The following is a 13,424-nucleotide window of genomic DNA, read 5'->3' on the forward strand; positions in this document are numbered from 1 at the left end:
GTCAAAACCGTTTATTTTGACCTAATTTAGTACCCGTTAAGATCGCAAGAAAGCGATTGTCACTGGCTGTCACTTCTAACTTATTTGGCTACTGGCATCTTTGCGGATATACATATAACCTAAAATTCATCTATGAAGACTGATATATGAGTACAAAGATTATTCCTTCAAAAATCTATATGGCATTGTTGGCTATGATAAGCCTTCTAGCAATAATAAATGTTTTGGGTCTATTACATTCACATTTTGGGTTGTTTGGAGAGCGTTCCCTCGAAAATTCAATCAATTTGTTTAACATGGACAGAGAAGGGAATATACCCACCCTATTTTCGTCTTTTCTAATTTTTCTATGCGCTGTTATTATTTATTTGATCGGTAAATCGATGAAAGAATCCAAAGAGCCTTATGTTGGTTGGTTTTTGATGGGTTGGGTATTCTTATTTCTATCTCTTGACGAAGGAGCACAGTTTCATGAACTTCTTATTTCTATGGTAAGGTCGAGAATTGAAACAACGGGTCTTTTTTATTTTGCTTGGATGATTCCTTATATGATGCTAGTTATTTTATTTATAATCGTATTCATTCCGTTTTTAAAGCGTCTTCCAGGTGAGACGAGGAATCTTTTTATTTTGTCAGGAGCAATATTCCTTTTAGGGGCTGTAGGGATGGAAATGCTAGGTGGTCTTCGAGCTGAAGCTTTTGGAGAGGATATTTATTATGGTTGGATTGCTACGTTAGAGGAAACATTTGAAATGGTTGGTATGGCAACTTTTTGTTACTCCTTATTAAGATTTATTGAGATCCGACAAATGAGCTTTTCTTACCAATTTGGGACAACTCTTTCAAATAAGGTGTCTTAAAAGGTTTAAAAACAAGAATTGAAAAAAACCTTAAATCCAGAGTATAGATTAGATTTTATTATTTAGACCTAGATCTGTTTAAAATCATCCTTTTTATTTTATTCATTCGCTAGAGCATTTTGTTTCTCATTCATTAAATCCTAGATTTTCGTTTGTTTTACCAAAATCCATATGTCTTTTTAAAAAAAGGAAAAAGCAGGAAATGATCTCAACGATAAAGAAACTTTACAGACAAAATCAACAGAAAAGGAAGAATCAGGCAACTGATGGTTATTACCGTCAAGGTGCAACAAAGGCCTATGAATCACTTATCCGGCAAAACCCCGATCATAAACTGAGTCAAAAACAGGAGAAAGAAATTGAAACCTATGCAGCAGATGTCTTGGGGGCGGCTTCTTTTTCAACTTGGCTCAAGGTTTTTACAGCTTGTAGAGGTGAATTTTTGGAGGGTTGGATGCCATTAGACTATTTGGCACGAATAGTATATCCTACTCTAAATGGTTCATTACAGCCTTTTGGCAAAATAAAAACCTTAACAAAAAAATTTCTGAATTCGGAGGCTTTGCCTGACTTGGCTTATTTTGTTAATGGAAGTTGGCTAACAGCATCCGGGCAAAAAACTAATCCGCTAGCCTTAAAGAAAATTCTTTTCGATGATTATCCATTTGTTTTTTTAAAACAAGACCATACGTCACAAGGGAGTGGAGTAATGAAAATTGATAAAGTGCAATTTTCAAACTTGGACTTTAATCAGTTGGGGAATTTTGTGATTCAGTCTCCAATTATACCTCATGAATTATTTAAAGAGCTAAGTCCATCTTGTGTGCCGAGTCTACGGGTCACTACTTACAAACCAGCCCAAAAAGATGCTTGGGTTGTTCAGTCAGCCATCCGTCTGGGTTTGGAAGGAGTTCCATTTATCTATGAAGATCACTGCATTCGAATTGGGATTAGAATTCAAGACGGTCGCACCCATGACTTTGGTTTCTTTGGAAATTGGGAAATTGTAGATAAACACACTGAGACAGGTGTTTCGATCAAGGATCGCCAAATCCCAAAGTATGAGGAGATCAAAAGTCTCTGCGAAAAGCTACACGATCAAAATCCACATTTTGGTCTGATCGCATGGGATATGATTGTAGACGAAAATGATCAGGTGAAAATCATGGAATGGAATACCGTCACACCATCTTACAATATGGAAGAGGCTGCAATAGGCCCGCATTTTAGGGGCTTGGGATGGGAAGATCTGTGGAAAAATAAAAACCTCAGCCATTTCTGACCGAGGTTTGATAATAAATGGATTAGGCTATTGTTGAAGTCTTGCTTGAACTTCTTCGATTAGACCTTCATATTTTTTCAGGATCCTTGCCCAATCCTCAAATTTCTCATCGTCTTTGACAGTTACTTGATTTTGACCATCGAGGTAAGCCTCTTGACTGATAAGTTTAATTGCATAGGCTATTTGGTCAGAATTTCCACCACTACTCACAATTACCCTTGTTCGGATTATACTGGATTGGAAGTTCTGTACTTGCCAAGAAGTGGTTAAATATCCAGTGTTGTAATCTACTGTCTCAAGAATATCAAAATACCTTGTAATGATGGAGCTGAGAATTCGCCATGCTTCTTCAGAGCTATGGATGGTATTCACCGGAACAGTGATTCTTACATTTGCCAAATCGGATGAAACAGAAGAGCTGTAAGCTTCATCTACATTCATTTCTATGAAATCTGTAGTAGGAGGCTCTTGCATATTTGTTTGGTTGCAATAGTTTTTCACATATCGAACAAATCCATCTTTGGATATCCTTACTTCAACACAGGCATTTTTCGAAACCTTTAGATCATAATTTCCAGTTCCAACTCTTTTTCCCCCAATTTCGATCACTGCATCAGAGGGGTTAGTGGTGATTTTGACTAATCGGTCTTCCAACTTGGCCATTTCCCTTGTTGGTGGCTCTGGATCAGATTCCTTATTACAAAACACCTTGTTGTACTCTACAAAACCATCCTTGTTGACAGTCACTGTGACGCAGTCACCTAATGGAATTTGAATGTCTTGGTTACCCTTGCCCAAAGAAATCCCATTTGAACTGACAACAGCATCTGCAGGACTGACTTCTAACCTTACTTCCCGATCCTTTAACTGAAAATAATCTTTCATGGGAGGGGTTTCCCTATCTGGGGAGTTATAATAGGTTTTTTCCATTTTGGCGAAGCCAGCTTTTTTGACTTCCACAGTATGGAATCGATCTTTTTGAATAACCAGATAAATTGCTTTTTTTCCGATTAGACGGCCATCCACAAGAATCTCTGCATCATAAGGTTCTGCCGATATTTCCACTCTTCTGCTATCGAGAGATACTCTCTGGTCTTTATCCCATTTTAAATCCCGATTGTATTCTTTGATGATAGGTTCAAAACCAGGCTTAGTGATTTTAATACGATTCTTTGAATCCTTTTCAAGTTTGTACTCAATGGTACCGGTTCCGAGTTCTTGCTTATCAGAATCATCATAGTCATTTAACAAAATGAATTTTGCATCTGAATGATTAGCAGTAATTTGGAGTTTTTGAGAAAATGTGGGGTGGATTAAAATAAAAAGTGAAAATAGGATGAGTAGAAATTTATATTTCATAAGTATTTTTTATTAGAATGATTGACGCAAATAATTGATTAAAATGAACTTAAGCAAAAAATCTACTGGGATTAATTCAACTATTCACCAAAAAACATAACTTCAAATCCCTGATTATTGGAATAAGGTCTTTATTCCCAGGCGGTTTCAAGAAATTGCAACCAATTCCCATGCATTACTTTTTCGATATCCTGATCGCTGTAGCCTCTGCTGGCAAGAATCTTCGGGATCTTTTGCAAATCAGCAATTGTGTCCAAATCATGTGGGGATTGCTCTTTGCCAAAAGCGCCATCCAGATCAGAGCCTATCCCGATGTGGTTTGCATTTCCAGCAAGTTGGCAGATATGGTCCATGTGGTCAATGACGGTTTCCAGGTTCACATTTCGTTCAATTGGGGTCGATTTCCCTCGCTGCCAATTAGGACTTAGCATCCAAGCATCCATTGCTGATCCGATCACAGTGCCTCTCTCAATCAACGCTTTGATCATCTCATCAGAAAATTGACGATTATGATCCACTAAGGCTCTGCAGTTGTTATGACTTGCCCAAACTGGTCCTTTGTAAAGATTTAACGCATCCCAAAATGCCAAATCACAGAGATGAGTCACGTCCAAAATAATCCCTAACTCATCCATTTTTCGAATCAATGCTTTGCCATCTTGACTCATAGGTGCAGAAGAATCGGTGCCAAAAGCATAGCGGCCCGGCCCATAGTGTGCCGGTCCCAAAGCGCGCAATCCAGATTCATACGCTTTCTCCAAATAGCTAAGGTTCACGATCGAATCCGCACCTTCGAGAGATAGGATAAATCCAATTGCTTTTTGAGATATGGGTTCGCCGTCATTCCAATAATCCAAATGGGATTGGAGATCAGTCCAATTCCTGATCTGTCGCATTTCCTCCAAATCTACCATCGCTTGATACCAAGCTAATTGCCCCTGAGTTTGAGCCCAAGCCTGTGCTGGAGAGTTCCAGCCAGGAAGGGGATTGTCGGGGGAGACGTAGCGAGCGATTTGTGTAGCCACGACCAGACCTATATTTCCTTTCCGTAGGTCGGGTAGCGAAACTAAAGCATTTCCCCGATCTGGTTTGTCTTGCAGGCCTTTTTCACGGGCATTGATTTCAGCAGCAGGTCGGGTCAAGTCCCGATTCCACTCCAGGGCATTCATACTGAGATCAAGATGGGCATCGATGGTAAACATGGCTTAGAAACTTTGAAGAATGAAAACAGTGGGAATTTTATGCAGGTCGATGGGTAATTTTTTCCATTCCGCTATGGTTTTGGTTAGAACAAGTTCATCGGATGCTGTGAGGTTTTTTGCGATGCAAAGTTTGGTTTGAGGGGCTAAAGTGCTGAGAATATCTTCCAAAAGTTGATTATTTCGAAAAGGTGTTTCCATAAATATCTGAGCACGCTGCTCCTTGGCAGATTCATTTTCAAGCTTTCGTAAAGCGATAGTTTTCTCTTTTTTATCTATGGGTAGATAGCCATGAAAGGCAAAAGACTGGCCTGAAAAACCCGAAGCCATCAGTGCCATAAACATGGAACTTGGTCCGGAAAGCGGCACCACTTGGATACCTTTTAGATGTGCATGAGCTACTGCCACAGCACCTGGATCTGCGATTCCCGGACAGCCTGCCTCTGAGATAATTCCTATATCGGCCCCATTCAGCAAAGGTTGCATTAGTCGATTGATGGTCTCGGGAGCGGTGTTTTTGTCTAGAATCTCCATATGGAGTTCCTCGATGTTTACTCCAAGCTTTAAGCTGCTTATGTATCGACGGGCAGTTCGTAGGTTTTCCACCAGATAAACTTTGGTGTGACTGATTACTTCCTTGATCTGAGGACTGATGATGTGCAGGGCAGTATTTTCTGCCAAGACATTGGGTATGAGGAAGAGTTTTCCTTTGGGCATTTGTGGATTCAAAAATTGAGGTATATCCGAAAGTTAAAATTTAATGGGTAAAATCTTTAACTTATTCACTCAAATCCCCCATGAACCCATGAACTTCAAAAATTTACTTCTTGCGCTTTTCACTGTGATTTTAGGAATATCTTCAGGCTTTTCCCAATCTACCAAAGCACTAGTGGGAGGAACCCTGATCGATGGCTTTGGAGGAGTCCCAATTAGAAACTCAGTAATTCTTATTGAGAATGATAAAATCACTGCTGTCGGTCAAGTGGGTAGTTTGGCGATTCCAGCCGGTGCAGAGGTGATTTCTACCGAAGGAATGAGCGTATTGCCTGGACTTTGGGATATGCATGTGCACTTGATGATCAACGGACATAGTGATTATGACCATTGGGATAAGACATACATTGATTTGTTTGAGTCGGTCATCATGCCTTCGTCAGCACATCAGCTTTTGATGGCTGGGGTGACTAGTGCTCGAGATCTTGGAGCGCCTTTGGAAGCGAGTATCAATGTGCGAGATAAAATTAATCGTGGTGAAATTCCCGGACCCACCATCTATGTGTCCGGGCCATTTATACAAAAAACAGCTTATCCGGGGACTGAAGCTTTCCGCTGGGGAGTAAATGGCGTAGCGGATGCCAAATCAAAAGTTAAAAAACTTGCAGATGCCGGAGTAGATGTAATCAAACTCATCGATCAAGATCAGATGACTTTAGAGGAAGCGCAGGCAGTAGTGGATGAGGCACATAAATATGGCTTACCTGTAGTTGGACATTCCCATCGACCGGAAGAAATCCGTGTGGGGTTAAAAATTGGAGTGGATTGCTTTGAGCATACTGGCTTGAGTTCGGCGCCGGAATATCCAGAAGACATCATGCTGGCACTCCAGGAGCGATCAGCCCAAATGAACCGCGGGCCACTATTTTGGACTCCGACTGTGGAGGGTTTATACAATTATGAATCGGTAAGAGACAATCCCGAAAAATTGGATGATCCAAGCTGGCATTTGGGTTTGCCGGATTCAATCATTCGGGATATCAAGGCCTCGCTTCGTTACCCGGGTAGGATGTCTTACTTCCAACTAACTCCGGTACGGAAGCCGACGCTGGAGCGAAAGTTTTCCCAACTCAAGCAAAGCGGCGTGGTAATGCTGATTGGTACGGATAGTGGGATTCCAATGAAATTCCACAGTCAAAGTACCTGGAATGAGCTGGATGTCTGGGTGAATGAATTCGGCTACGATCCACTTTTAGCGATTAAAGCGGCGACTTACTGGCCAGCTGTGGCGATGAAAGTTGACCAAGACTACGGGACCATTTCCGAAGGGAAATATGCAGACATTATCGCCGTGCGGGGTGATGTGCTACGACACATCAGCCTACTTCAGGATGTAGACTTAGTGATTAAGCATGGAAATCGGGTGAAGTGATTAGAAAGTATCTGATTTTCCGCAATGATGGCAGTGACCTCTTTTTCTTTGGTTTCGTGGCATGATTTCAGATTACCGAAGACCGATTCTCCTACCCATAAGACCGATTCAAATCAATCAAATAAGCCCATTCATTCTCTTTGAAAATTTTGAAAGACTTTGGACCTATTTCAAAAAAAATAGAATCAGCTGGTTGATCCGATCTTCAATTATTCTAGCTCGGTCATTGTAAGCGAACATCAATTCGTCCAGCGGCACAGCCCCATTCGGAGCCGTGGCAGAATCTAATTTTTGATTGATCAGAGTAAACTCGGGTAGTATTCTAATTTCCCATACCTTTTGGCTTTCAAGAATTGAGTTTAATTTTTCTTTACTCGCATTTTCTTGAAAATCGAGTAAAATAAGATTCATCAATTCTTCCAGTTGATTATAAAAATCCATGGAACAATTCATCATAAACTTGCCTTCACCTAGACAATTTTGATGCGTTTCATTCAGCAAAGCAAGCTGCTTTTCGTAGTCGGGAGTTTCTGTAATAAACAGCGAAAAAAGGAGAAGGAAATTAAGTATCATCTATTTCAAAAAACTCCGAATTTCTTCCACTACAGCTTTTGGCTGCTCAGCATGAAGCCAATGTCCGGCATTAGAGATGATTTTTAATTGGTAATTGGGGAAATGCTCCAAAATGCTTTCCATGTCTTTATCTTGAATGTACTTTGACTTTTCTCCTGCCAAAAACAAGGTTTCACCTTTATAGATCGCATCTTCTTCCAAAGCTTTTCCGACTTCCTCAATATTGGCAACAATTACCGGAAGGTTGATTTTCCAGTAAAATCCATCTGCATTTCTGCCAAGGCTTTTTAGGAGAAATTGTCTAGTACCAAAGTCGGGAATGTGTACTGCCAAGGCATCATCAGCTTCTTTTCTAGACTGAATCTCTGTTAGATTAATCGCCTGAAGCCCATCTAATATTACTTCATGGTGTACAGGGTAGTATCGTGGAGAAATATCGGCCACGATCAATCGAGCTACACGTTCCGGATTATTGACCGCAAAGGTCATCGCAACTTTCCCTCCCATGGAATGCCCCATCAAGAAGACTTTGTCTAAGCCTTCATCATTCAATAAATCCAGTAAATCAGCTGCCATCACTTTATAGTTCCACTCATCGGAATGAGGTGAATCTCCATGATTACGCTGGTCCACCAAATACATGGTGAATTCTTTATCGAGCTCTCTGGAAATACTGTACCAGTTATCCGCCGAACCGAACAGTCCGTGAAGAATAACCAATGGAGGGCCTGAGCCTATTTTTTTGAAGTTTAATTGCATGTGTGATTTACGATTTACGATTTTGGATTTACGACATTTTTGAAACTAGAGCGATTTAATAGGTACTTTGGAAGCAACTCTAAATATTTGCCAGAAATTCGAACTGTTATAACTTTCAATAATACTTTTTTAGTAACGAAACCTTTTGTATTCAGATGTTCTAAAATTCAAATAAAGAACATGGAATGGTGAATATTGAAGTTTCGAAACTTTTCAACTTCCAACTTCCTACTCCTCTAACTTCCTCCGATACATCTGAATCGTATTTTCCAATCCGTAATACAAGGCATCGCAGATCAAAGCATGTCCTATGGATACTTCGTCAAGATAGGGAATGCTTTTCTTCAAAAAGGCCAAATTATGCAAGTCCAAATCATGGCCTGCGTTCAATCCTAAGCCTAATTCCCTTGCAATTTCAGACACTTCGATGTAAGGTCTTACTGCTTTTTCCGGATCTATGGGGAATCCTACAGCATAGGGCTCAGTGTAGAGTTCCACCCGATCTGTTCCGGTAAGCTTTGCAGGTTCGAAATATTTTACTTCTGGATTGATGAAGATTGATACCCGAATCCCGGCCTCTTTCAATTCTGCGACAATATCCTTAAGCATACTTTGGTGAGCAATAGTGTCCCATCCCGTATTGGAGGTGATGGCTGTTGGGGGATCGGGTACTAGCGTAGCTTGGGCTGGCTTTACTTTTTTCACCAAATCCATAAAGCGTTGGTCTGGGTAGCCTTCGATATTAAATTCGGTGGTCACCACTTTCGATAGGTCCATTACATCTTGGTAGCGAATGTGTCGCTCATCGGGTCTAGGGTGAACAGTAATACCCTGAGCACCGAATCGCTCGGCATCCAAAGCGACTTGAACCACATTGGGATTATTGGCTCCGCGGGCATTTCTTAGGGTAGCAATCTTGTTAATATTTACACTTAGCTTGGTCATATTCGATCTGAAAAGGTATTTTTGACTTAATTAATAACCTTGTAACACAAACTTAGGACTTATGAGTTTAAAGCAGAACATAGAAAGTGAAATTAAATCCGCAATGATCGCTAAGGATAAAACTCGATTGAGTGCCTTAAGAGCTATCAAATCCCTGATTTTATTGGAAGAAACCAAGAGTGGAGCCAAAGCGGAAATCACAGAAGAGGACGAATTGAAAATCCTTACCAAAGCAGCCAAGCAGCGAAAGGACTCCGCGGAGATCTATGAGCAGCAGGGAAGAGCGGATCTTTTGGAAGTAGAAATGGCCGAACTAGCCATCATTCAGGAGTTTTTGCCAAAGGCATTGACAGAGGAAGAAATTACCGCTGCAATCCAAGCAATCATTGTCCAGACTGGAGCGTCTAGCCCAAAAGATATGGGAAAAGTAATGGGTGTTGCCAGTAAAGAACTTGCAGGAAAGGCAGATGGCAAGGTGATTGCTGAAAAAGTGAAAGCACTATTGAATAGCTAATTGGAAGCAGTTGATATTGTCATATTGATCATCTTAGGCCTCGGTGCTTATGAGGGATTCAAACAAGGATTTCTCATGAGCATCGTAGGTCTAGTCGGTTTTGTGATCGCTATTGTTTTGGGTTTTTACTTCATGGACAGCATGGCCGATTGGTTGGGGGAAACAGTTACAGAAGTCAACCTTGGATATCCTTTGGTGGGTTTCCTTGTTATTTTTATTATTACAATGCTATTAATTCGAATAGTGGGGTGGGCACTCAAGCAAGTGATGGATTTGATCCTGTTGGGTGGAATTGACAGTGCTGCGGGAGGAGTTTTAGGAGTAGTCAAAGCAGGATTTTTTATCAGCTTATTTCTCTGGTTTACCTCTGAGTTTAAAATGGACCTTCCCAAAAAGTGGCTGAAAAATTCAGAAATCTTGGGCTATATCAAACCTTTAGCGCCAGCAGTAATTGATGCAGTTGAGCCATTGTTTCCGAGCGTGAAAAGCACAAGAGATAAATTGGATGAGTTTGTTGAGGATATTAAGGAAAAAGTAGATGAGATTTAGAGTGTCTCATTGATAAGTTTAAGAATTTTTTTTTAAGGATAAAAACCGAAATTATCTTAAATCAATCACTTCGATTCCCGGATGCTGCTTCACATCAAAGCTGAAATAGTTTGCAGGAAGATTGACATTGGTTTTCAAATTGGTGAAGGCATAAGAGAAAACTCCTCCTTGTCCATCATACATCTCCCAACCCAATAAGTTGTTGGTAACCTTTTCGATTCTTAGCGTAACTTTTTCAAAAGGAGCTCCTGATTTGATGGCAGTAAGTTCGACCAGTTGGGCCGTTTTACCTTGAAATTGCTTTTCGCCTAATAGCTTGTAATTGTATCCTGACTCGTACATCCTATAAATGTTAGACGGAGTAAGCTCACCTTCCATTTGCGAAGCATCGTTGATCGTGACCTCTTTGTAGTCATCAGTTTGGATAAAAGTCCAGACGGTTTTGGAATCATTGTAGATTTCCTGCTCTGGAAGCTTCAATCTGTATTGTTCGCCTTTCACTGCAATCTCTCCTGTTTGGCGATCACTGGAACCTGTTTGATCCTGAAAAGTAAAATCAAAACTAGCTGTAAAGCCATTCATCGTCTGAAATTTCTGGCTCATGGCATCTAAAAGGATTTTTGCTTTGGGGTCTTTTTGAGCGGTTGCTTCGAAACTGAATGTAACCGCAATAAATAGGAAAAAAAGAAGGATGATTTTTTTCATTGAATAGGTAAAGCGAAACTTTTGTAAGCTCCTACAAACTATTCAATAACCGTTCCAAACTAGCGTCATCTTGCACGAGTACCTCTCGCGCTTTGGAGCCTTCGAAGGATCCAACTATACCTGCAGCTTCCAATTGATCAATAATTCTTCCGGCACGGTTGTATCCTAACTTCAACTTTCGCTGAATCAGGGAAGTGCTCCCTTGCTGGTGCATCACAATTAGTCTAGCCGCATCATCAAATAGTGGATCCCGATCTGAAAGGTCTATTTCACCAACGCCACTATTACCATCTTCGCCTTCAAATTCAGGAAGTAAATAGGCGTCAGAGTAACCTTTTTGCTCTCCGATCCAGTCACAAATTGCATCCACTTCCGGCGTATCCAAAAATGCGCATTGGATCCTTGTGATTTCTGATCCATGGGAAAGTAACATATCGCCCATACCAATCAATTGATCTGCACCACCGGTGTCTAGGATTGTTCTGGAGTCAATTTTGGAAGTTACACGGAAAGAAAGTCTTGCCGGGAAATTGGCTTTGATAATACCGGTGATCACGTTTACAGATGGTCGCTGAGTAGCTACCACCAAGTGAATTCCAATCGCTCTGGCTAACTGGGCCAGTCGGGCTATAGGGCCTTCAATTTCCTTTCCTGCAGTCATCATCAAATCCGCCAACTCATCAATTACCAAGACGATGTAAGGCATGAAATAATGGCCTTTGTCTGGATTAAGTTTGCGTGCAATAAATTTCGCGTTGTATTCCTTAAGATTTCTAGTGCCAGCTTCTTTGAGCAAATTGTATCGATTGTCCATCTCGATACAAAGTGAATTCAAGGTATAAATTACCTTCTTGGTGTCGGTGATAATTGCCTCCTCAGAGCCAGGTAGCTTAGCCAAAAAATGACGTTCTATTTTATTGAATAAGGTTAATTCAACTTTCTTCGGATCTACCAAGACAAACTTCAATTGGGAAGGATGCTTCTTATAAATCAAAGAAGCTAGAATCATATTCAACCCCACGGACTTTCCTTGACCCGTTGCACCCGCCATAAGCAAGTGAGGCATTTTCGCAAGATCAGCCACAAAAACCTCATTGGAAATCGTCTTTCCTAGTGCAATCGGAAGATCTTTATCCGATTTCATGAATTTTTCTGTTCCCAAAACAGCGCGAGCAGGAACCAGTTCACGATTTTTATTTGGCACTTCTATACCAATAGTTCCTTTTCCAGGAATCGGTGCTATGATTCGGATCCCCAATGCTGCCAAACTCAAAGCAATGTCATCTTCAAGATTTTTGATTTTGGAGATTTTCACACCAGGTTCTGGAACGATCTCATAAAGTGTTACAGTCGGTCCAATGGTTGCTTTGATTTCCTGAATTCCAATTTTGAAATTTTCTAAGGTCTCAACAATCTTGTTTTTATTGTCCTCAAGTTCCTGTCTTGAAACTGTTACTTTTTGGACATCGTACTCATTCAGTAAATCCAGTGTAGGATACTTGTATTTTGGAAGATCCAGTGTTGGATCATAAGCGTCCAGATTTTGTACTTCTTCTGCTGTTTTTTCTTCTCCTGCAGGTTTCACAACCGAGAAGTTTTTGTCAGCTACTTCGAGCTCTTCCGGTTCCTTATCCAGTTCAGGATCCAGGATGTTTAATTGCGGTACCTCAAAAGCTATAGGAGCCTTTACTTTTTCTGAAGGTTTTACTTCCTCTTTACCTTTAATTATCCAGGCACTACCATCGTCGTCAATAAGGTCTTCATCTTCCTCTTCTTCGTCATTTTCCTCTAGATCAAACTCCTCCTGAAAGGGATTTTTGAGGGGAATAGATTCTTCCAACGAGGAATCTAAGGTGTCTTCATCAGCTGATTTGGAACTGAACCATTCCAATTTGTCAATATCAAAAAAGAATACAACGAATATTAATAGTGCTCCACCAATTAGGATGAAAGTACCCCAACCCAAAAAATCGGAGGATAATTTGGCAAGTTCGTAACCAAAGCCTCCGGATAGAAAACTCCAATACGAATAGCCTTGAACCAAAATCACAATGTAGCCTGTAAAAAGGCCAATCCAGAATGTGAAGAAAAGGGCAAAGGTTGTGTAGCGGGTCAAAGAGACGAGTGAAACTTTAAAAGCCCATCTAAATCCAAGCAAAAACAAGAAAGGGGGAAAAAGAAAGGCCGCCATGCCAAACCAGCGGTAAATGAGCCAATTAGAAGCTTGAGCTCCTAAATATCCAAGAAGATTCTTGGTTTCTCTAGCAGTTTCTCGAATAGCCTCATCTGGATTATTCATGACCAAACTTTGATCCGTGGGTCCATTAAGTAGGTAACTGATAAATGCGATAAATAAAAATATTGATGCTGACATCAATAGAATCCCTAAGGTCAAGACAAGCTTATTGCTCTTGAATTTTCCTAATGAAAATCCAGTTCCCAAAGGCTTAGACTCCTTCTTTTTTTGGGGTTCTCCTTTTTTACGAAAAGTATTGGTCCTGGGTGAATTGGTGGCCATGTATGCGATTCAGAT

The 13,424-nt window shown here is 40.6% G+C and carries 13 protein-coding genes; 5 read left to right on the forward strand and 8 right to left on the reverse strand.

Translation table 11 applies throughout. From position 1 onward, the window contains the following. Nucleotides 1-383 precede the first annotated feature (383 nt). Entirely contained in the window at nucleotides 384-860 is a 477-nt protein-coding gene (locus P8O16_RS09890) for a hypothetical protein (protein WP_300313993.1), read from the forward strand. Between the two features lie 202 nt (nucleotides 861-1,062). Beyond that, complete coding sequence (locus P8O16_RS09895; RefSeq protein ID WP_300313995.1) at nucleotides 1,063-2,142, forward strand: sugar-transfer associated ATP-grasp domain-containing protein; 1,080 nt, start codon at nucleotides 1,063-1,065, stop codon at nucleotides 2,140-2,142. Between the two features lie 27 nt (nucleotides 2,143-2,169). On the opposite strand, the gene P8O16_RS09900 is transcribed toward P8O16_RS09895, so the two are convergent. The 3 genes from P8O16_RS09900 to P8O16_RS09910 form a co-directional block, all read right to left on the reverse strand. After that, entirely contained in the window at nucleotides 2,170-3,501 is a 1,332-nt protein-coding gene (locus tag P8O16_RS09900; protein ID WP_300313999.1) for a PEGA domain-containing protein, read from the reverse strand. Between the two features lie 131 nt (nucleotides 3,502-3,632). Further along, on the reverse strand, nucleotides 3,633-4,703 hold the full coding sequence (locus P8O16_RS09905) for a membrane dipeptidase (RefSeq protein ID WP_300314001.1): 1,071 nt from the start codon (nucleotides 4,701-4,703) through the stop codon (nucleotides 3,633-3,635). A gap of 3 nt (nucleotides 4,704-4,706) precedes the next feature. Then, nucleotides 4,707-5,417, reverse strand: a complete 711-nt coding sequence (locus P8O16_RS09910; protein WP_300314004.1) for an SAM-dependent methyltransferase — start codon at nucleotides 5,415-5,417, stop codon at nucleotides 4,707-4,709. A gap of 88 nt (nucleotides 5,418-5,505) precedes the next feature. On the opposite strand from P8O16_RS09910, the gene P8O16_RS09915 reads away from it, so the two are divergent. After that, the gene (locus tag P8O16_RS09915) at nucleotides 5,506-6,846 is read left to right on the forward strand and encodes an amidohydrolase family protein (protein ID WP_300314007.1); all 1,341 of its coding nucleotides are present in this window, start codon (nucleotides 5,506-5,508) and stop codon (nucleotides 6,844-6,846) included. A gap of 165 nt (nucleotides 6,847-7,011) precedes the next feature. Here P8O16_RS09915 and P8O16_RS09920 read toward each other — a convergent pair whose 3' ends face one another. From P8O16_RS09920 to P8O16_RS09930, 3 genes are all read right to left on the reverse strand, one after another. After that, on the reverse strand, nucleotides 7,012-7,419 hold the full coding sequence (locus P8O16_RS09920; RefSeq protein WP_300314009.1) for a hypothetical protein: 408 nt from the start codon (nucleotides 7,417-7,419) through the stop codon (nucleotides 7,012-7,014). Then, a complete protein-coding gene (locus P8O16_RS09925) occupies nucleotides 7,420-8,178 on the reverse strand; it encodes an alpha/beta fold hydrolase (protein WP_300314012.1) in 759 nt (252 codons plus the stop codon). Between the two features lie 228 nt (nucleotides 8,179-8,406). After that, a complete protein-coding gene (locus P8O16_RS09930) occupies nucleotides 8,407-9,123 on the reverse strand; it encodes a pyridoxine 5'-phosphate synthase (RefSeq protein ID WP_300314015.1) in 717 nt (238 codons plus the stop codon). Nucleotides 9,124-9,184: 61 nt separating this feature from the next. Between P8O16_RS09930 and P8O16_RS09935 the strand changes: the two genes are divergently transcribed. Beyond that, nucleotides 9,185-9,637, forward strand: coding sequence for a GatB/YqeY domain-containing protein (locus tag P8O16_RS09935; protein ID WP_300314018.1), 453 nt, complete (start codon nucleotides 9,185-9,187; stop codon nucleotides 9,635-9,637). Continuing rightward, nucleotides 9,638-10,186: a CvpA family protein gene (locus P8O16_RS09940; RefSeq protein WP_300314021.1), complete on the forward strand. Its 549-nt coding sequence runs from the start codon at nucleotides 9,638-9,640 to the stop codon at nucleotides 10,184-10,186. A 51-nt stretch (nucleotides 10,187-10,237) separates the two neighbouring features. Here P8O16_RS09940 and P8O16_RS09945 read toward each other — a convergent pair whose 3' ends face one another. Then, nucleotides 10,238-10,891 (reverse strand): outer membrane lipoprotein carrier protein LolA, encoded by a 654-nt coding sequence (locus P8O16_RS09945; RefSeq protein ID WP_300314024.1) that lies wholly within the window; start codon nucleotides 10,889-10,891, stop codon nucleotides 10,238-10,240. Nucleotides 10,892-10,922: 31 nt separating this feature from the next. Further along, complete coding sequence (locus tag P8O16_RS09950; RefSeq protein WP_300314027.1) at nucleotides 10,923-13,409, reverse strand: DNA translocase FtsK; 2,487 nt, start codon at nucleotides 13,407-13,409, stop codon at nucleotides 10,923-10,925. Nucleotides 13,410-13,424 lie beyond the last annotated feature (15 nt).

This window comes from Algoriphagus sp. (assembly GCF_029254265.1).
Lineage (GTDB): Bacteria > Bacteroidota > Bacteroidia > Cytophagales > Cyclobacteriaceae > Algoriphagus.

Coding starts and splice junctions, on each gene's coding strand:
- P8O16_RS09925 (WP_300314012.1), bottom strand. CDS start 8,178: ATGCAATTAAACTTCAAAAAAATAGGCTCAGGCCCTCCATTGGTTATT.
- P8O16_RS09910 (WP_300314004.1), bottom strand. CDS start 5,417: ATGCCCAAAGGAAAACTCTTCCTCATACCCAATGTCTTGGCAGAAAAT.
- P8O16_RS09905 (WP_300314001.1), bottom strand. CDS start 4,703: ATGTTTACCATCGATGCCCATCTTGATCTCAGTATGAATGCCCTGGAG.
- P8O16_RS09930 (WP_300314015.1), bottom strand. CDS start 9,123: ATGACCAAGCTAAGTGTAAATATTAACAAGATTGCTACCCTAAGAAAT.
- P8O16_RS09895 (WP_300313995.1), top strand. CDS start 1,063: ATGATCTCAACGATAAAGAAACTTTACAGACAAAATCAACAGAAAAGG.
- P8O16_RS09945 (WP_300314024.1), bottom strand. CDS start 10,891: ATGAAAAAAATCATCCTTCTTTTTTTCCTATTTATTGCGGTTACATTC.
- P8O16_RS09935 (WP_300314018.1), top strand. CDS start 9,185: ATGAGTTTAAAGCAGAACATAGAAAGTGAAATTAAATCCGCAATGATC.
- P8O16_RS09915 (WP_300314007.1), top strand. CDS start 5,506: ATGAACTTCAAAAATTTACTTCTTGCGCTTTTCACTGTGATTTTAGGA.
- P8O16_RS09900 (WP_300313999.1), bottom strand. CDS start 3,501: ATGAAATATAAATTTCTACTCATCCTATTTTCACTTTTTATTTTAATC.
- P8O16_RS09890 (WP_300313993.1), top strand. CDS start 384: ATGAAAGAATCCAAAGAGCCTTATGTTGGTTGGTTTTTGATGGGTTGG.
- P8O16_RS09920 (WP_300314009.1), bottom strand. CDS start 7,419: ATGATACTTAATTTCCTTCTCCTTTTTTCGCTGTTTATTACAGAAACT.
- P8O16_RS09950 (WP_300314027.1), bottom strand. CDS start 13,409: ATGGCCACCAATTCACCCAGGACCAATACTTTTCGTAAAAAAGGAGAA.